31 protein-coding genes and 2 pseudogenes are annotated in these 21,168 nt (G+C 37.7%); 1 reads left to right on the top strand and 32 read right to left on the bottom strand.

The window, feature by feature from the left end:
- The first annotated feature begins 72 nt into the window (after positions 1-72).
- On the top strand, positions 73-609 hold the full coding sequence (locus FS818_RS00445) for a hypothetical protein (protein ID WP_145328609.1): 537 nt from the start codon (positions 73-75) through the stop codon (positions 607-609).
- 124 nt (positions 610-733) lie between these two features.
- On the opposite strand, the gene FS818_RS00440 is transcribed toward FS818_RS00445, so the two are convergent.
- The 32 genes and pseudogenes from FS818_RS00440 to FS818_RS00290 form a co-directional block, all read right to left on the bottom strand.
- Positions 734-1,213 carry a hypothetical protein gene (locus FS818_RS00440; RefSeq protein ID WP_145328607.1) on the bottom strand — a complete coding sequence of 160 codons (480 nt, stop codon included), beginning with the start codon at positions 1,211-1,213 and terminating at the stop codon, positions 734-736.
- Between the two features lie 87 nt (positions 1,214-1,300).
- A complete protein-coding gene (locus FS818_RS00435) occupies positions 1,301-1,864 on the bottom strand; it encodes a hypothetical protein (protein WP_145328605.1) in 564 nt (187 codons plus the stop codon).
- A 28-nt stretch (positions 1,865-1,892) separates the two neighbouring features.
- A complete protein-coding gene (locus FS818_RS00430; RefSeq protein WP_145328603.1) occupies positions 1,893-2,555 on the bottom strand; it encodes a hypothetical protein in 663 nt (220 codons plus the stop codon).
- Between the two features lie 148 nt (positions 2,556-2,703).
- A complete protein-coding gene (locus FS818_RS00425; RefSeq protein ID WP_145328601.1) occupies positions 2,704-3,498 on the bottom strand; it encodes a hypothetical protein in 795 nt (264 codons plus the stop codon).
- Positions 3,499-3,990: 492 nt separating this feature from the next.
- Positions 3,991-4,305 carry a hypothetical protein gene (locus FS818_RS00420; RefSeq protein WP_145328599.1) on the bottom strand — a complete coding sequence of 105 codons (315 nt, stop codon included), beginning with the start codon at positions 4,303-4,305 and terminating at the stop codon, positions 3,991-3,993.
- A gap of 68 nt (positions 4,306-4,373) precedes the next feature.
- Positions 4,374-4,769 (bottom strand): hypothetical protein, encoded by a 396-nt coding sequence (locus FS818_RS00415; protein WP_145328597.1) that lies wholly within the window; start codon positions 4,767-4,769, stop codon positions 4,374-4,376.
- A gap of 161 nt (positions 4,770-4,930) precedes the next feature.
- Positions 4,931-5,440 carry a hypothetical protein gene (locus FS818_RS00410; protein ID WP_145328595.1) on the bottom strand — a complete coding sequence of 170 codons (510 nt, stop codon included), beginning with the start codon at positions 5,438-5,440 and terminating at the stop codon, positions 4,931-4,933.
- 19 nt (positions 5,441-5,459) lie between these two features.
- Positions 5,460-6,017 (bottom strand): HAD-IIIA family hydrolase, encoded by a 558-nt coding sequence (locus FS818_RS00405; RefSeq protein WP_145332697.1) that lies wholly within the window; start codon positions 6,015-6,017, stop codon positions 5,460-5,462.
- A gap of 47 nt (positions 6,018-6,064) precedes the next feature.
- Positions 6,065-6,655: a GNAT family N-acetyltransferase gene (locus tag FS818_RS00400; protein ID WP_145328593.1), complete on the bottom strand. Its 591-nt coding sequence runs from the start codon at positions 6,653-6,655 to the stop codon at positions 6,065-6,067.
- A gap of 47 nt (positions 6,656-6,702) precedes the next feature.
- The gene (locus FS818_RS00395; protein WP_145328591.1) at positions 6,703-7,332 is read right to left on the bottom strand and encodes a hypothetical protein; all 630 of its coding nucleotides are present in this window, start codon (positions 7,330-7,332) and stop codon (positions 6,703-6,705) included.
- Positions 7,333-7,491: 159 nt separating this feature from the next.
- A complete protein-coding gene (locus FS818_RS00390; protein WP_145328589.1) occupies positions 7,492-8,067 on the bottom strand; it encodes a dihydrofolate reductase family protein in 576 nt (191 codons plus the stop codon).
- 139 nt (positions 8,068-8,206) lie between these two features.
- On the bottom strand, positions 8,207-8,668 hold the full coding sequence (locus FS818_RS00385) for an SRPBCC family protein (RefSeq protein WP_145328587.1): 462 nt from the start codon (positions 8,666-8,668) through the stop codon (positions 8,207-8,209).
- Between the two features lie 86 nt (positions 8,669-8,754).
- On the bottom strand, positions 8,755-9,087 hold the full coding sequence (locus FS818_RS00380) for a DUF2834 domain-containing protein (protein ID WP_260989753.1): 333 nt from the start codon (positions 9,085-9,087) through the stop codon (positions 8,755-8,757).
- 72 nt (positions 9,088-9,159) lie between these two features.
- A complete protein-coding gene (locus FS818_RS00375; RefSeq protein ID WP_145328583.1) occupies positions 9,160-9,483 on the bottom strand; it encodes a hypothetical protein in 324 nt (107 codons plus the stop codon).
- Between the two features lie 35 nt (positions 9,484-9,518).
- On the bottom strand, positions 9,519-10,100 hold the full coding sequence (locus tag FS818_RS00370) for a DJ-1/PfpI family protein (RefSeq protein ID WP_145328582.1): 582 nt from the start codon (positions 10,098-10,100) through the stop codon (positions 9,519-9,521).
- Between the two features lie 54 nt (positions 10,101-10,154).
- A pseudogene (locus FS818_RS00365) lies at positions 10,155-10,706 on the bottom strand (GNAT family N-acetyltransferase).
- Between the two features lie 120 nt (positions 10,707-10,826).
- Entirely contained in the window at positions 10,827-11,186 is a 360-nt protein-coding gene (locus FS818_RS00360; protein WP_145328580.1) for a GNAT family N-acetyltransferase, read from the bottom strand.
- Complete coding sequence (locus FS818_RS28640; RefSeq protein WP_186331477.1) at positions 11,180-11,320, bottom strand: hypothetical protein; 141 nt, start codon at positions 11,318-11,320, stop codon at positions 11,180-11,182. Before FS818_RS28640 ends, FS818_RS00360 begins: the two co-directional genes overlap by 7 nt.
- Before the next feature lie 69 nt (positions 11,321-11,389).
- On the bottom strand, positions 11,390-11,809 hold the full coding sequence (locus FS818_RS28635; RefSeq protein WP_186331475.1) for a DUF7674 family protein: 420 nt from the start codon (positions 11,807-11,809) through the stop codon (positions 11,390-11,392).
- An 18-nt stretch (positions 11,810-11,827) separates the two neighbouring features.
- Entirely contained in the window at positions 11,828-12,220 is a 393-nt protein-coding gene (locus FS818_RS29140; RefSeq protein WP_260984459.1) for a hypothetical protein, read from the bottom strand.
- Between the two features lie 16 nt (positions 12,221-12,236).
- Positions 12,237-13,004, bottom strand: a complete 768-nt coding sequence (locus tag FS818_RS00345; RefSeq protein WP_145328578.1) for a nucleotidyltransferase domain-containing protein — start codon at positions 13,002-13,004, stop codon at positions 12,237-12,239.
- Positions 13,005-13,077: 73 nt separating this feature from the next.
- Positions 13,078-13,500, bottom strand: coding sequence for a GNAT family N-acetyltransferase (locus FS818_RS00340; RefSeq protein WP_145328576.1), 423 nt, complete (start codon positions 13,498-13,500; stop codon positions 13,078-13,080).
- Between the two features lie 45 nt (positions 13,501-13,545).
- Positions 13,546-14,034 (bottom strand): hypothetical protein, encoded by a 489-nt coding sequence (locus FS818_RS00335; protein WP_145328574.1) that lies wholly within the window; start codon positions 14,032-14,034, stop codon positions 13,546-13,548.
- 195 nt (positions 14,035-14,229) lie between these two features.
- Complete coding sequence (locus FS818_RS00330; RefSeq protein ID WP_260989752.1) at positions 14,230-15,123, bottom strand: serine hydrolase domain-containing protein; 894 nt, start codon at positions 15,121-15,123, stop codon at positions 14,230-14,232.
- Positions 15,124-15,352: 229 nt separating this feature from the next.
- Positions 15,353-16,144: a GNAT family N-acetyltransferase gene (locus tag FS818_RS00325; RefSeq protein ID WP_145328570.1), complete on the bottom strand. Its 792-nt coding sequence runs from the start codon at positions 16,142-16,144 to the stop codon at positions 15,353-15,355.
- Between the two features lie 80 nt (positions 16,145-16,224).
- Positions 16,225-16,755, bottom strand: coding sequence for a P-loop nucleotide/nucleoside kinase family protein (locus FS818_RS00320; protein ID WP_145332695.1), 531 nt, complete (start codon positions 16,753-16,755; stop codon positions 16,225-16,227).
- Positions 16,756-16,786: 31 nt separating this feature from the next.
- A complete protein-coding gene (locus tag FS818_RS00315) occupies positions 16,787-17,242 on the bottom strand; it encodes a GNAT family N-acetyltransferase (protein ID WP_145328568.1) in 456 nt (151 codons plus the stop codon).
- Positions 17,243-17,570: 328 nt separating this feature from the next.
- Positions 17,571-17,750, bottom strand: a pseudogene (locus FS818_RS29135) (shikimate kinase); the annotation flags it as partial.
- A gap of 35 nt (positions 17,751-17,785) precedes the next feature.
- Entirely contained in the window at positions 17,786-18,553 is a 768-nt protein-coding gene (locus FS818_RS00305; RefSeq protein ID WP_186375381.1) for a GNAT family N-acetyltransferase, read from the bottom strand.
- Positions 18,554-18,646: 93 nt separating this feature from the next.
- Positions 18,647-18,985, bottom strand: a complete 339-nt coding sequence (locus FS818_RS00300; protein WP_145328564.1) for a DUF6547 family protein — start codon at positions 18,983-18,985, stop codon at positions 18,647-18,649.
- A gap of 600 nt (positions 18,986-19,585) precedes the next feature.
- Positions 19,586-19,993: a hypothetical protein gene (locus FS818_RS00295; protein ID WP_090921001.1), complete on the bottom strand. Its 408-nt coding sequence runs from the start codon at positions 19,991-19,993 to the stop codon at positions 19,586-19,588.
- Positions 19,994-20,198: 205 nt separating this feature from the next.
- Complete coding sequence (locus FS818_RS00290) at positions 20,199-21,167, bottom strand: restriction endonuclease (RefSeq protein WP_145328562.1); 969 nt, start codon at positions 21,165-21,167, stop codon at positions 20,199-20,201.
- Between the last annotated feature and the right edge of the window lies 1 nt (position 21,168).

Genomic DNA, 21,168 nt, shown 5'->3' with positions numbered 1-21,168 from the left:
TCATTCCATAAGAGATCTATTCTGATATTCGTTGTATGCATAGCCGTTGTCACTCTATCGATCTTCACATATATGAATGTTCAATCCAAACCGGAGCAAAGTGTTTATACCGTAGTCCATCTACCGGCCAACTCCATCACCTTCAGTGAAGTGGAAAAGCTACATGCGTTCGCTGAATTCATCGTGATTGGTTATGCAACAGACGGGTTTGCGGATCGTGAGCATGTCATAACTGCATTCGATGATGGAGCCATGCAGTCCTTTCACACCAACACCAATATAAAGATCACGAAAATACTAAAGAAACCTGAGGATTTCCCTTCAGATCAAACTGAATTGACAATCATCGAACCTGTCAGCCTGGATGAAAATGTGAAGTACACGGCAAATGATTATGTAGAACTGCAGAAGAATGAACCAAGTGTGCTTTTTTTGCTGAGAAACTCCTATGGTGATTACGGTTTGATTAATGATAACTTGGGAAAATTCAACTTGGAAGGCGTAAGCCAATATAGCTTACCTGAGTCCTCCTCATCACAACAATTATCTGAGTATTCGACGTTCCGTGACTTCGTTATGAAAAAGTACAACCTGAATCAGGATTCCTAACCATGTGACTCTATCTTATCCCTCCCACAGGCCTTTATCGATGAATTAGCATGGAATTGGAGTTAGCCCCAACGTTGGGGCTTTTTCATTTGGATTTATACTTAAAAGGCTGTCACGGCAGATTTTACAATCGTTTATCTCGATCGTACTCCGTCAATTTCTCCTCAATGAATCTCCACGCACTGTTCAGATCACGGTGCACCCAGTCAATGTCTTCGGTGGTCTGATCACTATATACCCCTAATATTAACGTTCTGATCGCTTCTTCCGACTGTTCGCCTACAATAAGTGCTACTGGAAAAGGAATGTTGCGATACTGATCTTCACCAATATAGAACACATCCTCTAACTGATCTCCCCATTCATAGGTCAGTTCACTGAAATCCAGGATCAAACCCGCTGGTTCCCAGGCTTCTAACACCGCTTTGCCTATGGCACACATATAGATGGCATCTGAATTCCCCCCAGAACCATATCCATATTCACCCATGAACTTTAGAATCATGATCCTGCAATATTTCACTGCCTTCGAATCTCCAATATGGACTTCATATTTCAAATCACTAAGCTCTTCCAGCTTCAACTGCTTGGTTACAATATCCATGATATCCTCCATATATTGCTTCACACACCCATCCATTTACCTCATGGCAAGGCGCATCTGATCGCTGAACTCAGTCATGATGGGCTGCTATTTTTTCATATAATTATAAACATTAAAATCATCATACTTCATATAGAACCCTTCCTTGATAAGCTTCTGTTGTTCCTCCTCAATTCCAAAGGAAAATGCTGCACCTGGACCAAGTCCTGTTTGACTTACTGCGATTTCTTCACCATTTTTATCGTACAATTTCACATTTGTATCCGTATAAGTTTGAATTCCCTCTTCAGTAAAGTATCCATTATATATAAATACGCCCGAAGGATTGTTCATATTAAAGATCGTTCTAAACGAAAAATAAATATCGTTACCTCTGTTCACCACATCCAGTAGCAGCGTCGAGTTGTGGATCTCGGCTGCTTGGATATCTTTGTTCATGGGTTCATCGACATTAAAATTAATCCATTCCGGTTTTACAAAAATTTCAACAGGAATATGTTCTGATCTCAGCGTGACGGTATACCCATCTTGGTTCAAAACCTTCTCTGTTATTGCCTCGCTTGTGGAGTCCGACTTGTAATACTGATAAATAAATATTGCGGCTACAATCACAATAATCGTTGAAAGTAATGCCCATCTTCTGTTATTCATATCTGTTCCCTTTCTTTTCGATGCTTAACTAAGACTCTATGCTCATCCCTTCAGCGATTTGAATTAATGCTGCTGCGGACTGCTGCTGCCCGATCAGTTCATACTGTAGCGCTTTTCCGCTACTTCCAGCCTCAATCCAGATCAACCGATCCATTCCGTGATTTGAAAAATAAAATGCTTCCGCGTCCCGAACGCGTAGTGGTTTCACCCGAGACAATTCATCCTCAGACAGGTAAACTCGGCTTTTGGTTGTCCCAAAAATGTGAAGGGTCAGTGCCCCTTCTCCTTGATAACGGATTCGGACACCTACAAGTTTGTTATTTGGATGCAAATCGCGGACCACGACCTGCTGTCCTGTGGTTCTGCTCTCTTCAGCCATAGCTTCAATCTCATCAGGTGTCAGATTATCGAATCCATAATAGACCTGAATACTCTCAACTCCCGCATGGGCCGGAAACTGTGGTTGCCACTCCGTCAGCGTTTCCTTCAACTGCTCCAGTCCGTGCTCCCATTCAACGGCAGCATAATTCGTCTGCTGGGTGAATTGGTGCTCTCCAGCATTTGCAATGTAAATGGCCTTTCCATCACCGGGTTTCAGAGTACGTATAATTTGATCTACGACGTAATCACTCTCCTGCGATTCCATCTGAATTCTACCAAGAAAATCACCGCTCTGACTCTTCATATCCATTCGTGATCACTCCTCAGATTAGCTGTTTTTGATCCATCCGATTCAATCATGCTTCATAGTAAAAAGATTACATTTCTTCTCCATCTTACCTTATGGAGAAACCCCGCGACAATGAATCGCGGGGCTCATGTTTGGCATCAAATTTCGTTCATTTCTCTTTATTTCTTCCAAACATTCTGTTAATCACGTTGCTCTTTTTCTTCATTATAGGTTCATCTTGGAACTTTGCACTAAGCCAAAATGAACCAGAGATAATGTCCCCGACAATCATTTCCTTGTTAACGAGTTCTTGATCAATGAGAACATCAATCTCTCCACCTAACGTCTTGACTAATGCCCAGGTGAACCGCAGCTTCGACTGCTCATTAACAATCTCTGCTGTTTCTACGATTCTTCCTGTGAACATGGCAGTTGCACTTGGCGTACCTTCACTAAATAGTCCGGATGGAACAAAGGATTCCACTGCAAATTTGTATTCACTATCCTGAGATAGGTTAAATTCTTCTTCGTCTTTATAGATCGTCACTTCATGTGCGAATGCAGACAATTGTACATGTATCATCTGTGGAATAAGAATCTGCCCGTAAACCCCTCGGTTCGGCAGGTCAAAAACGAATGGATAAATTCCCGACTCCATCGACTCATCTGGTTCGGCCCAAGCATGAAATCTGCCATCTAGTTTATTGTTTTCGTCTGGTTCTAGTTCTGCGGTAAGTCCAATCTTCATACGGGATGAACCTGAGAAATGTGGATTCAGTCCGATAACCTGATTCTTTTTATCTATCTGAAGCCATATCTCAATCCCTTCTCCTGCCAGAGCCAGAGCATATTGCCCATAGGTAGCTTTGATTCTGGTTCCAGTTGAAAGTGCATACTCGGCGATATCTTCAAAATCTTCCGGGGAATGTACACGAAATCCCAATGTGGTCATATGATTTACCATTTATGCATAACTCCTTCTGTACGTATGTGGTCTACTATATACGCTTGCTCTAGTGATCATTCTTTGGATGGATTCAACTTCAATTTATGTTTTGGTTGCATCATTACATCTAATAGATAACCAAGGAACAACCAGATAAGTATCCCCAGAAATGTAGTCACAAATCTAAAATGGTAATTAACAATATCATCGTATCCGAATAATGTTTTTAAATAAAACTCTATATTCGTTAAGATGTTGGCAATGATCTGATTCATGCCTTCCCCTGACCCGTTATGCATACTCTTATTTGTAACAAAAGCGGCGATCACTAAACAACATTGAATAAGTGGTAGAATAAGACGATATTTCAATTTTTTCATCTCCATATCAGTCTCCCTTTAATATTTATTGGTCACATAATATAGACGTCCAAAAGTTGTTAGTTGTTTCATATTGCTCGATCTCTCGAATGGGTACCTTATATTATCGAAACTACAGGGTTTGATGTTTTTATCCTTCTTTTAAATATTCTATTGTGCCTTTGGCAATAGTCTTATTCGTTTGTAGTGAAAAACGGTTACCGGGTTCCAACAGATGATTCGGTACCTCTTCTGAATTATGGAATAGATAGTACAGATCAGCCTTGGCTTCCCTATGTTCATCCGGTTGACTATGTAACTTCACGACAGCACTCCAGAGCCCAAATTGCAAATCTGGATCCACATCAAAAACGATAGGTGCTGAAAAGTCCTTCGTAATTGCTGACTTCTGTCCGCCCTCTGCCTCACTCAAAAAATACAGGCTCGCGACTGCTACTTTCTTCACTGAAGACCACTTCCAATATATTAGATTGATGTAGTGCAATAAAATGAGTAATACTCCCAATCGTATCCTTAAATCTTGATGTATACCTCTTGTTTTTCCTCTTCATGATGAATCCGCCAAAATTCATACTGCTCTATTCCGCCTATATTAATGCCAGAGAGAAACGTTGGATCGAAAAACAGCACTTGTTCATTCTTCAGCGTAATCAAAATGCTATCACATATCATTTCATTTTCTCTCTCTACCATATTAAAAATTTCAATGCTCGAGACCATATTCGTCAGCGACGTAGGATTAATGAGTACCACATCACTGATCGAAGACACCGCTGGATAAAAATCTTCAACCAATTCGAAATCATGTCTGATCGAGGGCACAATCGTAATTCTTAGTCTCGAATATTGTTCTATGGACGCAAACTCCAAGTATTCTTCTCCAAATTTGACATATACAAATGTAAGCATTGGAGTGAATTCATACACACCATTTTCTTCTAAATTGATAAACCCTGACAAATTGATGTCCTCTATGTTTTTTCCTTTTATCATGTGGATCATATTTTGGAGCAATTTCCCGCCTCCCACCTAATTTCGTTACAGTTGCATGAATTCACTTTTCTTTATACTCAGTAAGCGGTCGACCTATAATATAGTTCATCATGTATCATAAAACGCTTAAATCTCATTTTCTCATGATCTATAACATTCCTAACTTCGCTTGAATGGAGAACAATCACATTGAAATATTCCAGCAAGAAATTGAACGTTAGTTGATACAACGCTTGCAGCATGACTTTCGTACAATCCGAGTTACATTCCATATCAAAATCATATAACTCTACAACACCAAAAGGTGGCATAACATCCTCATAATCAAAATCATCATTCGAAGTATCTGTTACGTAACTATTTTTGATCCATTCGATCTTTGGTGAATGCTCCTGATATAAATCAATTACTTTACATTGAAAAGACAAGTTATCATTATATTGAACATGTATGTTTGCAATATTTTCACTTCCTCCTTGTGTGACCTTAATGTGATGATCGACCATGAGCGCCTTGATTGCTGGAGACAAGTATTCCACATCCATCAATCTAAAATCTTTTTCCTCGAGAAATGTACTTACTCGCAATATTATCCCTCCAAATTGCTTAGCGGATAGCCCTGTCTTCTGTTTCCTTTCCGTGAAGACTAATAACATAATTAACTGCATCTTCGAAATCTTTTGCAATAAAATCTGCTTCTATATCCGACCATTTATATCTATATTTGCTCAAAGCCTCATTCCCCGCTCCTGTCAAAACTAATACTTTCTTGCATCCAGCATGATGACCTGCCAATAGATCAGACCATCTATCCCCAATTACAATACAATGGCTTAAATTTAATTGATTCTTCTTAGCTGCTTTAAGTAACATTCCTGGGTTCGGTTTCCGACAATCACACCCATCTGTATGTTGATGTGGGCATATATAAACATCGTCAAAGCCGAAATCTATCATTTCTTTTACAAATACCTCTTTTGTCACTTCCCCCCTTGAAATACCCGGCTGATTCGTAAATCCAAATAATCTAATTCCAAGTGCTTTTAATTGTTCTAAAGAATTTTCAGTGTATGGAAACAATTCAAATTCTCCGGGGTAAAGGACTTCATCTGAACCGCCGATTGTACCATCACGATCAATAAAAACAGCTTCTATTTTATGCACTCCCATAATCAACCTCCATATGAAAGGGTTTAGTTACTTTTATTATGTTATCGCGTAGAAAAGTTTGCTTCAAATAACTTGGCTGAATTCTCGTTTAAGATGGAATACGTTTTGAGGTCTTCGAATTTCCCTTTAATGAATATATGCTTTCTGTAAATCCCTTCAAACTCCATGCCTGCTTTCTCCATGACTCTTGAAGAACCCGTATTCGCTGATATACATCTAGCTTCAATTCGAACTAAATCCATATGTTCAAAACCAAATTCGATTATTTTCTTCACACACTCCGTCATATAACCTTGTCCCCAATAATCTCTTGACAATGCGTATCCAATCTCTGCTTTGTGGTGATTGATATCCCAGCCTACAAAGTCGCAAGTTCCGATGATCTTGCCTGTGGTTTTGTCTTGTATCCCCCATGGGCTGATCTGGCTTTTATTATATTTATCTATAATGAAATCAACAAAATTCTCTGTATCCTCTATTTTCATATGCGGATGCCATGTTGTATATTTGGATACATCCGGGTCACTACAATAAGAATAGATATCTTGCACATCATTCTTTTCAATTTTTCTAAGTATCGTTCTCGAAGTCTCAAGCACAGGTAAATTGTTGTAAACATCTTCAATCTTCATTTTCCACACCTCCGGTTTTATATATTTATAGTAGAGTGATTCAGGCATTACACTTCACTTTCATGCAAATGATCAACTTGGATCCAACTCATTTCTTGAATGTTCAGTACTTCCTTAAATTCTTCTACTAATTGATGTTTAGATTCCAATTGAGAATAATAGTTTGCATTCAAAACTTGGCTTAATCGTTGTATTTGTTCATCAGCAATTTCAAATCTTTTAAATGCCTCTAGATTGCAATTTATAAACTGTCTTGCGATTGCCTCATTATATTTATTCGTGCTTTGGACTTCTTCAATGAGTTCTATTCGGATACTCTCCCCTCTAGGGTCGACATATAAAAACTCAATATGATCCTCTTCCGGATACCTCTCTTCCGCAAGCTCTATAATTATCGTATCTATTAATTCATATATGATTTGAAGACTTGCAATCTCTTTTGAGTTGTAAACTAAACGATAACCCCAACCATGGTCCTCGAAATTATAAAAATATAATACTGGGATTTTTTCCGAAATTCGAACTAAACTTTCCGGAATTTCTTCACTCACCTCTGTATCTTTAGTGATGAATACAAACCATTGATCATTTAAATCATCTATGTATATTGGATCATATTTAAGGATTTCCTCTTTATATTTCATTAATGTTACGCTTCCTGAAGTAAATTCGCTCACGGTTTATGCTCCTTTTCATTTTTTTAACATCTTTCCGCCAAAAGCAGATTGTGGAAGATTTTTTTCATCTATAAAAGAACCCAGCCTTAGATCATTTTATCTTAGACTGGATCGTGTGTAATGGAATTCTCTCCCTTTATTCTACTTTAAGAAGATCCCTCATTTTATCGCCCGGTAAAAGAGGCCTAGAGCACCGGAATCAAAGGTTTTATTTTCAATAAGTTCAAGATTGATCTTCTGGTTGAGACCTTGGAATAACGGTAATCCACTTCCGATTAATACGGGAGACACCGTAATTTTATATTCATCTATTAAATCAAGCTGCATAAGGTAGTGTGCAAACCTTGGACTACCGAGTATGACCATATCCTGTCCTGGCTGCTGTTTGAGATTTTTGATCTCTTCTTCGATATTTTCTTTTACCAACCGGGAATTGTTCCACTCGACGTCGTCCAGCGTTGTGGAAAAAACGATTTTGGCGGTCTTCTCGATCCACTCGGCATGCTCCCGTTCATGCTGAGAAGCTGATGCGTCCGACCGTACAGATGGCCAGTAACCGTGCATCATCTGATACGTCCCACGTCCCCAAATGACCGTGTCAGCAGTGCTCAGAACTTCTTTCGCGTGTTTCTCCAAGTCCGAATCGTAAGAAACCCAGCCAATATCCATGTCTCCATTTGGTCCTTCTACAAAACCGTCAAGCGATGAATGTAGAAATAAAACGAGTTTTCTCATCTTCACTTCTCCTTGTTTATGAGGGATATCTCCGAAAATCTGAACTGAACTCCGGCATGATGCATCTTGTTTTCTCATATGTTTTGCGAACTACAAATGAAATATACGACTATTTCAAAAAGATGTATATCACGTTCCTCTATTTACTTTGCATCTCTATTAGTAATTTCATTTGCTGATTTCGATGTATGAGGAAACGCTTCATATATGATTTTAAAATGAGTCGTTCGGTGACCCAGCCTATAATTCCAAACGGAGCCACCATAGTAAGCCGATCTTTCATGAGTGTCTTGCCGTTATGTTCTTCAAAAATATGCTCATGGCGCAAGCTTTTAAACGCACCTTTCAACATTTCATCGACAAAATAATAAGGAGCTTGGTACGCTGTGATCCTTGACGTCAACTTTTGCCTAATCAAAAAATGTCTGGCCTCGAAAGTTACTTTATCATTATGATTAATCTTTCCAGAAGTCACTCCTGCGACAGCTTTCTCTTTCGTATGTTTCCAGACCGTTTGTGTATGAACATCAATATCTCTCGCCATATCAAAACATAACTCTATTGGAGCATCGATTAGAATCTCTGTCTCAACTATAACCACTCCATAATCACCTCAACAAGTAACCAACGATTTATTTGGATTAGGACTACATGAATCCGCCACTAACCTATAACCACTCCACAAGTTTATTTATTTTTCATTTTATCCATATGAATTTCACGCAATAATAAAAATAATGGCAATCCAAATGAAACCCCAGCAGTTAACGTTCCAATGATCGGTAACCACATATGCTTTACTCCAATTCGCTTTCCTTCATATATGATAAACCCAATCAATACGACTGCCGAAATTAACACATCCAACCAAGCAAACTCACTAATCCGATTCTGTCTGGCTTCACTCAATAGCATGGTTAGATTGAATCCGTTTTCACCAATCCAAGGAATAAACGCCATGTAGGGCAATGCGATTCCTAAAATAGTTAACACCCCGTAAAAATACTTCAAACTTCTCACCTCATTTATATATTTTGTCCATCTAAATTCACCTACTGGAAATGACTCTCGTGCGTGCACCCAGACAGCGTTCTAGAATGCCCACCTATGATCTTCTGGCAAACACTCATCACAGAGTAATCGATCATCGACAACCGCTCCGTTGTTTAGTTCATCTATATAATCCGGTTTTTCTCTGTCGGTTACCCACGAATTACATTTCGAACACCTTCCACAGTTCATAACCTCTGAATCAAGTAATATAGTAGAACTACTCTCCCATTTTAATTTTAGATTTTGCCTGACTGTCATTTCATTCTCAAGTTCTGGGATCAATTGGTCACCCATTTCTTTGTATTCTTCATCGCTCAAATCAATTAAATAAGCAACATTAACAAGATACGTTTTCTTTTTCATTTCCTTCTCCCTTTGAATTGCCCTCTTCGAAAAAACTAAACCTCAATGATTCCTACTGCAGTGTATGGATAATCAATTTGTTTCTTTACTACATCTGCCTCTTCTTGGCCTGCAAACAATTCAATCAAATATAGTCCCAAATCAATCGATGTCGCTACGCCTCCCGCAGTGATCACGTTTCCATCTTTAATGATTCTCGTTTTAACTACTTCTTTGCAGTACGGCTCAAGTAAGTCATATGCATTCGGATGGGTTGTTGCTATCTTGTCCTTCAAGAAACCGGCAGCGCCTAATAAAAGTGAACCCGTACAAACCGAGATTTTGTACCTTACCGATTCGGCAGTTCGAATCCAATCCACAAATTCAATGTCTTCTTTTAATTTTCTAGTCCCCATACCTCCTGGAACAAAAACAAGATCATATTGAGATAAATCAGGTTTTATGACATTCACCTTTACGCCCATCCCAAGTTCATCTGTCACTTCCTCAGTCAATCCACATATGTCCCAGGTCGTTCCTTTGGTTTGGTCAAATAAATTCAACCGATAGATAACATCATAGAAACCAACAAAATCAAGAAATGTTACTCCATTGAATAAAATGAGTGCCATCTTCATAGAATCATTCCTCTCTTTTCTGTCGTAATCAACAATCGCCTGATTTTATTCCTTTTACTCATTTCCTTTATAATCATTCTTAAGTAAAGCAAATACCACATTATCAACGAAGCTATTTCTCCAATAATAGTGCTCTTTCAATACCCCTTCTTCCCTGAATCCAGTTTTCTCAAGTACTCTTCTTGACCCCACATTCTTTGGTTCAACAAAAGCTTCGATTCGGTTTAATTCAAGATGATGAAATCCATATTCAACAATCTTCTCAATCACTTCAGTCATAAAACCTTGATACCAATACTCAGGCGAAAGTTCATATCCAATTGCAGCTTTATAATGATGTTTCATCCAACCATGAAATCCGCATGTTCCAATTACCCTACCTTCTGACTTCAACGTGATTCCCCAGCGAATGGCTTGATTATTTTCAAATCTTTCATTCCACTTCTGAATTAATTCTTCTGCTTATTTAATATCTCTAAAACTCTCCACATCATAAAACCTGGTAACCTCGTCCAAAGAAAAATACTGAAATACATCTAACGAATCATTTTGCGTGATCTGTCTTAGCTCAAATCGTTCTGTTTCTAAAATTGGAAATCGAGGCATAAACACTTCTCCTTTAATGGATTTTGCTGAAGTAGAGAATGAAGACCTTTCCCGCTCACTCAATCTAATCAAATCACAGACTCCGTAAAATTCTCATCGGGATTTGCAACCTAAAGGTCGTCACCTATGTAATTCAAGTCTACATCCTGTTTTATCTTTAAACTTACCATCTTCAAAAACAAAGTCATTCAATTTTTCAAATCCGTTCTTCTCAAGGACCTTTAACGAGCCTTTATTACTCGCCAAACATGCACTTCTAAGAATTTGAAGATCCAATTCATGAAATGCAAAGGCAATAGCCTTTTGGGCTGCGATTGTACCTATGCCTCGGTTCCAGAAAGGAACTGCAATCCAGTAATCCAACTCTGCTGTTTTCTCAGTTAAATCCACAGCATTTAAAGACATGACACCCGCAAATTGATCATCCAATAAAATCGTAAATACATAGGATATTCCTTGTTCACGTCTGGCAATCACCATTTTTGCCCATGATTCACCTGCTCCGTCTGGATAAGGATAGGGAAGTTGCTTGTCTCTGAAATTTCAGGGTAACTTGCATATTGCTGTACATGTTCAGCATCACTAGGTAAGACAAAGCGAAGCGTGACTTTCATAAGCGTAATCTCCTTTTCGGGCTTTTGAATGATTCTTGGGTTGCTTCAAAATCACCAGTATCCAGAACATTATGATTGTTCCTTAATCGGTCCTCCAATGTATGGAGTCTTTCCATTCCAATAATCAATTACATGATTCCACCATCGTTTTGATTCCGCTTTTAAATATTTTTCAACTTCACTATACTCGATATTCTTATCCAATAATTGGTTCTGAAATGATTCAAGAATACCGACTGTAGCAAATTCTTTAACAAATGAATCTCCATTCGTATGAAGCTCTTCAATGACTTCAAATAATGCATCGAATTCATCCGTTTTTTTACGTTGATAACACTCAACAACATGTTTGACGAAGTCGCTTATATCGACATAGATCAATCTCTCTTCTCCAGGTTCATAGTTCTCTTGGATGTACCGTTCGTATCTATCCTTATAGGAGGGCACGGCTATTAATAACCTCTCCATGATTTCTTCTTTTTCAATCATTGTCGTATTCACCTTCGTTTAGGTTCGCATTTCTCTGACATAGGGTGTGACTGCAAAACAATCTTCCAGATCGCTCTCATCTTGAGCCCAGTAATTAATGGTATGGATATGTAACTCATAGTCTTTACGTAGATTTTGTCTTATTCTATCCCATAGTTCCTTATCATCCGTTCCTTTTCCTTCGGAAAGGTAGTCATCCAATGAAGAGATCATAATGATCATCAGTGTAAATTTCTCATTTTCGTTTAATGGATGATTCTCGTAATACGTAATGAATTCATCTAATCTCGATGCATCAGCCGACGTATACTCCCAGTCCTGTGAAAATGGAGTGAGTGGCGGCAGATTCAACTTTTGTATGAGACTTTCCATGGATGCTTGTTCAACATATTTAGGAGTAGCCTCCTTCATCTGTCCCACCTCGCATTCATTTTGAATTTCTGGATGCAGCCATTGTATGTAAAGCATTCTCGAAATAGCGATATACTTCCTCTGCATTTCTCAGAAACTCTTCAACAGGTACATGACAACTATCCAAATAACAAGCATATAGATACTCAACTAAAGCGGGGTCAATCTCGCAATAGTCTAATATCGCATTTTTCATCTTAGTCATGTCGTCTTCCCATACCCCTGTATCTTCTATAATCAACGAGTATAATGCGCGAAGTAATCTCTTCGAGTAACCTTTAGTATATCTCGTTTTCATCGCGTCATCACTAGCATTAGAAAGTGAACGATGTACACGATCCACTTCCTCCTTGGTATCTGTATTTAAGTCTAAGATGAATTCCGGAGAGATAATGATCGGGGGTACTTTTTCACCAATGTCCTCCCCATGTATGCAAACACAAATGATTTTAACCCAAAAACCCCAATCATTCGGTCGACTTAATACATCATCCATCGAGCAAATAATCGTATCCATCTTCGTGACAAATGGGTATTCTTCCAAAAGCTTATCTTTGATATTCGACAATCTTTCGTAATCAATATCTTTGGGATTTGCACATACAATCGTAAAGTCTGCATCGGACTTAAAAGGTTGAGCCGTTCCTTTGGGAATCGAGCCGCACATATAAATGCTATGAATCTTATCTTTGAATTCGTTCAGGACATGCTCTACATACGTATCAACTAAATCCTTATATTCACTTTGTATGGTAATTTGACTTATAACTTTTTCTAATATCATATAGGGTCCTCCTCATTAAAGAACTTCTTTCGGCTATGTGTGCGGTGGATTCCTCTTGCTCGAAATACCTCTACTATGGTTTCTTTAAGTATTGGATCATTCCTGCACCATAACTTTCATTGGGTCTCTCCACGAATCCAAATTTCTTATAAAAATCTTCTTTGCCTTTTGCCGACATGAGTCCCACTGAACTTCCTGGCGGATAAGTACTGGTGATATACTCCATCAGTTCCGCCATTATTTTATGGCCTAACCCCATCCTCTGATAGGAAGGCAGCACGATAATGTCTTGTATATAAAAAGTAAACCCACCGTCGCCCACGACTCTTCCATATCCTATGGTCTGCTCCTCAACCTCTAGACAGATGGAATATAACGTGTTCTTTAATCCACGTTCAATGGCCTCTATATTTTCAGGATTCCCCCATCCCACGATTTCCCTGAGATTCATATAATCTTCTACACTAATTTGTTTTTTGAGTATTTGTACTTCCATTGAAATCACCTCGGCTAAATTTATGTTGAGATTCCCTGCAATCCTCTACTGCACTTTGAATTCTTTGGATTCACTCGATAAGCTTATTTTCTTTTGCTTGTCATCATTATTCATCATAAATTCGACATGCGTTTTAACTTTGTAATTGCCTGGCTGCTGGATAACTAATTCATAATATTCCTTACTTCGTTGCTCTTGTCCATTATTTCTATATTCTTCACCTGGCCCAATCTCAACCTGATAGCCAATAGCGTGTTCTAATAGCACGGTTGCATTTGGAAGGATTCTCTCGCCAGCTTCATTATAAATCTCGTAACTGAACATGCCTGAACCATGAGATATCTCCACTGCCTTTTTTGATGAATTTTTCAAATACCCTACGAATTGAAAGGGTTTGTTGACCTTAACATTTTCAATCTCATCTATTCCAACCTGAAAGATGGAGTCAGAAGACTCTTTTTCATTACTGGCCGAACAGGCAGTCAAAATTAAAAATAAGATCAAGATCATTACTTTTATATTTAATTTTATCATTTGATACATTCACCTCATGCAAAAATATCAGATAACGTTTGGAATTCACGAAGTCGAGAAGCTTAAAAGACGTATGCTTCAGCCGCGACATGGTTAGATCCTCAATGTTGTCCACTGCAAACGACTCATCGAAATGCCTCTTGCGGTTCAAGGAGCCGGTAAGCACCGTGTATGAATGTGCGATTAGATTAAGTATTAAGCCTTCTTCGAGGATCTGCCCTGCTGCAAATTATTAAGGCATTCCTCCAGTATTCGTAATGGTTTCAATGAGTCTTCATACATGTCACTGGTTATGGCAATAACCATATCCAAACTAGGTATTATGCATATATATTGACCACCAAAGCCCAAAGCAAATATCATTTCTGTCCCACTTGCTTCTGTATTGTTCATATTAAGGTGTCTTACCCACCAATGGTAAGCATAATGACCAATCGATTCATAAGTAAAATAATAAGGTTGCGTAGATTTTTCCAACCAGTCTGATGAAACAATACGAGTGTTTTTCCATTTCCCTTGTCGCAAACATAACGTACCAATCTTTAACATATCAACAGTGGTCATCGTCAAGCCGTCTCCACCCCGGTTAATCCCTTTATTGTCTTCGTACCAATGTACATTCGTGATGCCAAGAGGTTTAAACAGATGGAGGTGTGCGAATTCTATAGCTTTCATTCCTGTAGTCTTCTGCAAGATCGCTGTTAACACATGCGAACAACCAGAATTGTAATTCATTTTCTCTCCTCTGTTATGTTCAAGATTTCGTTCAAACACATACTTTATCATGTCCGAACTAAACAGCATTGGAGTGGAATAATTCCATTCACCGAATTCGGGCCACTCAAACCCTGCCGACATCGTAAGTAAATCCTCAATCGTGATGTCTCGTTTTCTAGGATCATCAAGGATATTGATTAATTCCGGGAAAAAACTACACACTGGTTCTGCAATACTCTTTATGTATCCCTTATCAAGTGCAATGCCAATAAGTATGGATAAAATACTTTTAGTACACGAATTTATCTTTTGAGCATTGTTTTCTATTTTACGATTTTTGTAGTATTCAAACACTAAACGATCTTCCCTCATGATTAGGCAGCTCTTGACCTTTGTCTTTTTTATCGCTCGTGCAAATTCATTAAACGTCTTCGAATCCATTCTATCATCCTTATCTGCATATTATTTCACTTAACATTCACTGTGTTCAGGAACGCCTACGGGGTTGTCTGCTGAAATACCCCTCCTACGCAAACCAAGGCCCCGAAAGGAGCCATAGCTTGGATATTATGTTAGATGCACCACCCCGCCCTCATCACAATTAAATTCTTGTCCATGTTGCTCGGGTATATCCAATTCTCATACCTACTCTTTCCATGTTCCGATGGCTTTGCGAGCCATATGAGCACTGACTAACAACGAGATTACAATTGTTGTAGGCATCATGAATTCGTCTAAGTAATAAACTGGTTTGAAATCCTTTATTTCGATATTCCGGTAGTGTTGTTGCAAAAGTTAATGAAGCAACACTGTCCTCTACATACATTACAGCTACTGCAACTGGACACCCCTGATCCAACCCCAAATAATAGTGCCATCCGGTACGGGAAAACAGCACTCGGTTATTTGCAGCTACGTGTTCTTTCCCATCAAGAGATAATCCTGTACCTAAACAATGAATTTCTGCATATGTATCAAACTCATCTTCGTGCAGTTCACGAATTTCCAGTTTATCATTATCGAACGAATCTTGATTTCCAGGTTCACAAAAAAGCGTTGTATGAAATCCTGATTGATAAAACCCTTTATTATGGAGTTGTTTCATTACTTCTTGATTTATGTTACCGGGGATAACTTGTATCTCAAAATTCCTTTCCCTCTCACTATAAAAGTCTAAGATATCTTCAATGACATCTTCAGAAATTCTTCCCTTTACATTATTAAAAAGCCCCCAGGGCATGGTTTTACTATAAAACGCCGTGCTCTCCCCGAATTGTTTAATTTCAATACCCTCAGGGTTTCCTTCTCGTTCTTTGATTGCAGTCATTCGATCAACCATATAATTAATTTCAGATTTTTCTAGAATATCTGCTAGTTCCAAATTCAATATCATTAAATTTATCCCCTTCCTTAAGTAGTATACAAATCACACTTTCTTTATTAACTGCTCTTTAATTTCATTTACTTTTATCTTCATTCATTTATATATTCCAAAACTTTTGGAAAGTAATCTGCGATTGGTTTCGATGAATCTACTACTATATACTTCTCTCCTTCTGGTTTTTTACTGTTTTTTATAGTCCTATAAAATGCTTCTTTTGATGATGGTCCTTCGATTTGACTCAGAAGTCTTTCTCGATTTTTTAATCGATTTCGTATTATTTCAATGTCTTCTATATAACACTCCACATACTTATATCTCTTTTGGTATTTTCTCGCTAATTCAAGTCCGGTTTCTAATACATTACTGTACAAACAAGGACTATCCATAATGACACTGTGTCCATTCGATAAATAAAAATCCACCAACGACCAATCTACATCATAGGATAGCTGTCCTATTGCTCTGCTCTCCATCGTGTTTCCTTGTAATGATAACGATTTCATAATTGCTGTTTTGGAAATGTCATGATCGACAATCACAGCTCCAGCTGCTTGGCTAATCTGTCTTGCCAATGTTGACTTTCCTGATCCCGGGAATCCTGACATCTGCAAAAATAAAATGCTTACACCTCCTATCTTCAAGGTATTGTATTTATATTTCTTTTGCCATTACGATGCTCGTTTCTTTATAACCTAGCTTTTCATATAAATTACGTGCTATTGGATTATGAGCAAAGACGTGAAGTTCTATACTCCTTATGTCAAATTCTCTACCCACTTTTTCTATCTCCTCCATCGCTTGCTTACCAAATCCACGTCCTCGGTAATCTTCCCTAATCTTTATATCGTAGATAACCCCCTTGTTGTTTGGTTTTAATGCCAGCCAAATCATTCCAACCTCTTTGCCATCAGATTGAATTGTAAATAATTTATTATTAGCTGTTTTCTCGTCGTCCGGCAAAAGTTGTGCGTATTGTTCTGCAGCCTTACTGACAGATTCCTGTTCACTCCAATTACCCGATTTAACGTTGCTTTCTGCATAGCTTTTAATTGCTGAATTTAGATACTCCTGGAATTCAGAAGAATTCATTAATTCTAATGTAATCATTTCTTTGTTCCCCCTCTTATAATATTTCGAAATATTTCGCAGTTCCATTGAAAATATCAATATCCTAGTTTACTTCACAAGACTGCCCTTTAATTCAACAATGAATTTAAGTAGGTTTTGTTTAATAAAATCTTGCGCTGATATCCTATAACATTCCTGTACTCACGACCCAGCGAATGCCAGACCCAAGGAGTTTGCCTGCTGCTTGAATATGTAGTTATACGGTGTTGGTACCTTCTTGATTACTCATAAGTACTATAAATTAAATTCATCTTTAATTAATCTTGCGACTTCATTTCCTCTTAAATTTGTATTATTGATTCTCAGATAGTTCTCTTCTTACGATACTTGATAACCTCCAAGTTTCACTACCAAAACCAAAAAAGGGATGAAACAGCTCGATCGACATATGATTGTGAAACAATTTTAATTCCGTTATTTTCGTTAATTCATGACCAACCGTCATCTTTCCGACGGCCTGTGGGCCAAATATCATTATGAACTTAATAGTAATCGCCCTGTTCGTCCCCGTCGTGTGACTGTTTATATAGAGTACACTTCGTATTCTTTTTCCATTTTGTAACCTAATTTTTCTGCAAGAGCAACTGACTCTGAATTGGCTGCGTCCCAGTTTGGGTGGATATTTCGGCTCAGGCACTCAAGAATCAATCTTGATGCGCAAGCTAGTGCCAAACCTTGGCGCCTGTACAAGGGATGTGTCCCAATTGTAACTTCAATTCCCCCTTCATGATAAGTATAAGAAGAAGCACCGGCAATAATCTGATTATCCTTGAGGATAACAAATCCAATTCCATGCTGCGTAAATTCTTCTAAGGAAGAGAAGAAACAACAACAATCTGCCATAAAGGGATCCTGCAGTACCATTGGGTAAATATGTTCATCTATGGGTACGATTTTGAAAGCAGTATCTAACATTTTTATGTTCTCTTCTAACTGTTCTACTTGGAAAGTCGATTCTTTCTTAAAGGAATACCGGTTAAACTTTTGGAATGAATCGGAGTGATATTGAGATAAAAGGGATATCCAAGAAAACTCATTCGTAATGATGATTTTCCCCCTGCATTCTTCAAGAACGAACCGCAATGGAATATCTACTTCTTTCAAAGCTTCGACACTTCCAAGTAAGAATGCGAAATCTCCTGCAATAATTACGGAGTACGTAGGTTCCTTCGTGCTGTCGATCCATGTCCTTCCTATATTTCCTTCTATATTTGCAAAAAGCACTGTATTACTACTACCGTTGCATAAAAAGCGAACAGTCTCAAGCTCATTCTTGGCTAATTCTAACACCAATTATCCCCCCTTTGTGGCTATTTCTTATAACGTTCCTGTATTCATGGATCACGAAGGGTAGTCTGCGGAAATTCCACCTCGTAATTCACCTCACAGAGCAAGGCTCTGAAGGAGAAGCAAGTGGAATATTATGTTAAACGAAGCTTCACTTCTTCTCCGAATCCGGCCACGGATCTCCTTCTCTTCTACATACCCAGTCAAAATACATCTCTGAATCAAAAGTTCCTTTGCTATTTCAATGTCATTTTTTATTAATTTCATTCCATTCAGGTTTATTTCATCATTTAAGTAGACCAAAACGTCATGTATGCCACCATCTCGTGATTGTTGAATGATTTGTGCAAGTAATTGTTTTTGTTCTTCACACAGCGAACCAATAAATTCATTAACTTTTATATTTTCTTCTGTCTTTGGCCACCCAGTAGTCAATACCCATTTTGATAATTTCTCTGCAACTTCTTATCCGTAACCGAGGAGCTTACGACGATGTACTAATTCTTTGTTATACGTAAGTGCCTTGAATTACTTTCAATCCCCTAGAATTTATTAACTTAAATTAGTCTAAAAAGTAGACTAATCCCGTTGATTGCAATCAAAATATATATATATGACTTCACTTTTCTTAATGTCTGAACACTGTCTCCTTTGATTTTTCCATTAAGAAAATACAATGCTATTATTGATGCTATTAAACTTATGATGCTAAACACCGTTGACACCATACCCCACATAATAGTTTTCTCCTAATATATAATGTAAATTTTTATGATAATGACTTTTCGCACAATTTCTTTCTATAAACTTCGTTCTATCTTATAACGTTTCTGTATTCACGAACCCTCACTGGCTTAAGGGGTGACAGCCCCTGGTCCGACGGACTTAGCCAGTACAGGGTTGTCTGCCTGAATTAACTTCTTCGAAATGTCTCTGGCAGACCAAGGAACCGTAAGGCCTCACAGCGATAATACATTGTTATACGATGCCTTCACCTTCCAGAACTACATACAAAATCATTAAATATTCATTCCTTTACAATCTCTCCTCACCATTTTTGTACTCATATAACTTTAAATACTCAAAATTTGATGAGGCTAAAATATCATGGAGATACCTTTCTTGCTCTTCGATTGTTACATGGTAAGGTGGTGTTTGATCTATAATATTAGCAAAGAGTATCCAGCCAACGTCCTCGTTCGAAAACTTATATTTCCCTTCTAAATCTTTGTTGGGATAAACTTCTATATATACTTGTTTTTCTTTGTTCAAATTCCAATAATAATATTTATAAACATATGGAAGCCTCGAATCCAACAAGCTTTTGTTCCTCGTTTTTGAGAAAGTTCTATTTAATGGTTCTAAAAAACTGTAAAGAGCACTCATAAGCACCTTTTCATCCTTACTGCCACATAAAAAACCATACTCAACCATTTTATTCATTTCTAATCCCCCGCTAGCCAAAATTTCTTGTATCTTAAGGTTTTGTTTATATATTATCACTTGCACAGGTTTTGTATAACGTTCCTGTATTCACGACCCGACGTATGTCGGGTGTCCGGCGCATGCCGGACCAAGGGCGCATGCCCGCCGCGTGAATATTATGTTATGCGACGTAATTAATGATTTTCATTCTAAGTTATGATTCTTACAATTTCACTCTAAAATTAGCAATCTTCATTTTAATAATTGCTTCTGGTATCCCATGATTTTTCTTTATACTTAACATTTCTATTAAATCCGAATCATTCAACTCAATAATTAGTTTATTATTACCAATCCATTGCTCCTTCATTGCATGATGTGCTGAAGTGTCACTCCCTTTCCTAGTTGTCAATATCCCAAACATTCCACAACCATATGGTTTCAAATAATGTGCAATTTCAATAACAGGTTTTTTTCCAATTCTTCCACTGTAGTTTTTTGCGTCAATTACTATATAATCACCTTTATATAGTTCCCTTATATTTTGCCAAAAGCCTGATTCAGATTGATTTTCCATAATAATATCTCTTCTATTAGCACCATCAAAATCTGATATTTCGTACTTTGGAGTACCTAAAACTGGGTAAAATAATAGCTCAAAAATATCTGCAATACACTTTTGGTAAACATTCCATTCACTTTTTCCACTTGATATTGATTCTAACCTATTTATCAAAAGGTCTTCTTGAGTTTCTTTGGGTCCAATTCTAAAAAGTTCATTAAGTTCTTTCTTCAAATAATCTAACTCAAATAGTGTCTTGTAATCCCATAATTCTATTCCTATGATGCTTGCCAACTTTATTGCTTCATTAGAGAAATCACCAGTATTACACAAAACTAATTTTATATTCAACTTGTCTTCCTTGGCTTTTCCTACTGAATCCTTAAGTGTAGATATTTTTTTTATATAATCACTACCAATAAGGTCAACAGATTTTACTTCAATAAGATATTTATCACTTTTAGTTTCTGCTATTATATCTGTACCAATATCAGTGGCCTCATTGACAAGGATTACTCTTTCAAAGCTATCATTTTTAGAAATAATTTCAAAAACAACATCTATGAGCGCTTCATTACTCAAACAATTAATTCTTTGTCTAAATCTCCATAATTTCTTTAATATACCCATT

Origin of the sequence: Paenibacillus xylanexedens (assembly GCF_007680605.1) — a bacterium.
GTDB lineage: Bacteria > Bacillota > Bacilli > Paenibacillales > Paenibacillaceae > Paenibacillus > Paenibacillus xylanexedens_B.
Note: the sequence above shows the minus strand (reverse complement) of the source record. Positions and strands in the feature narration are given on the sequence as shown.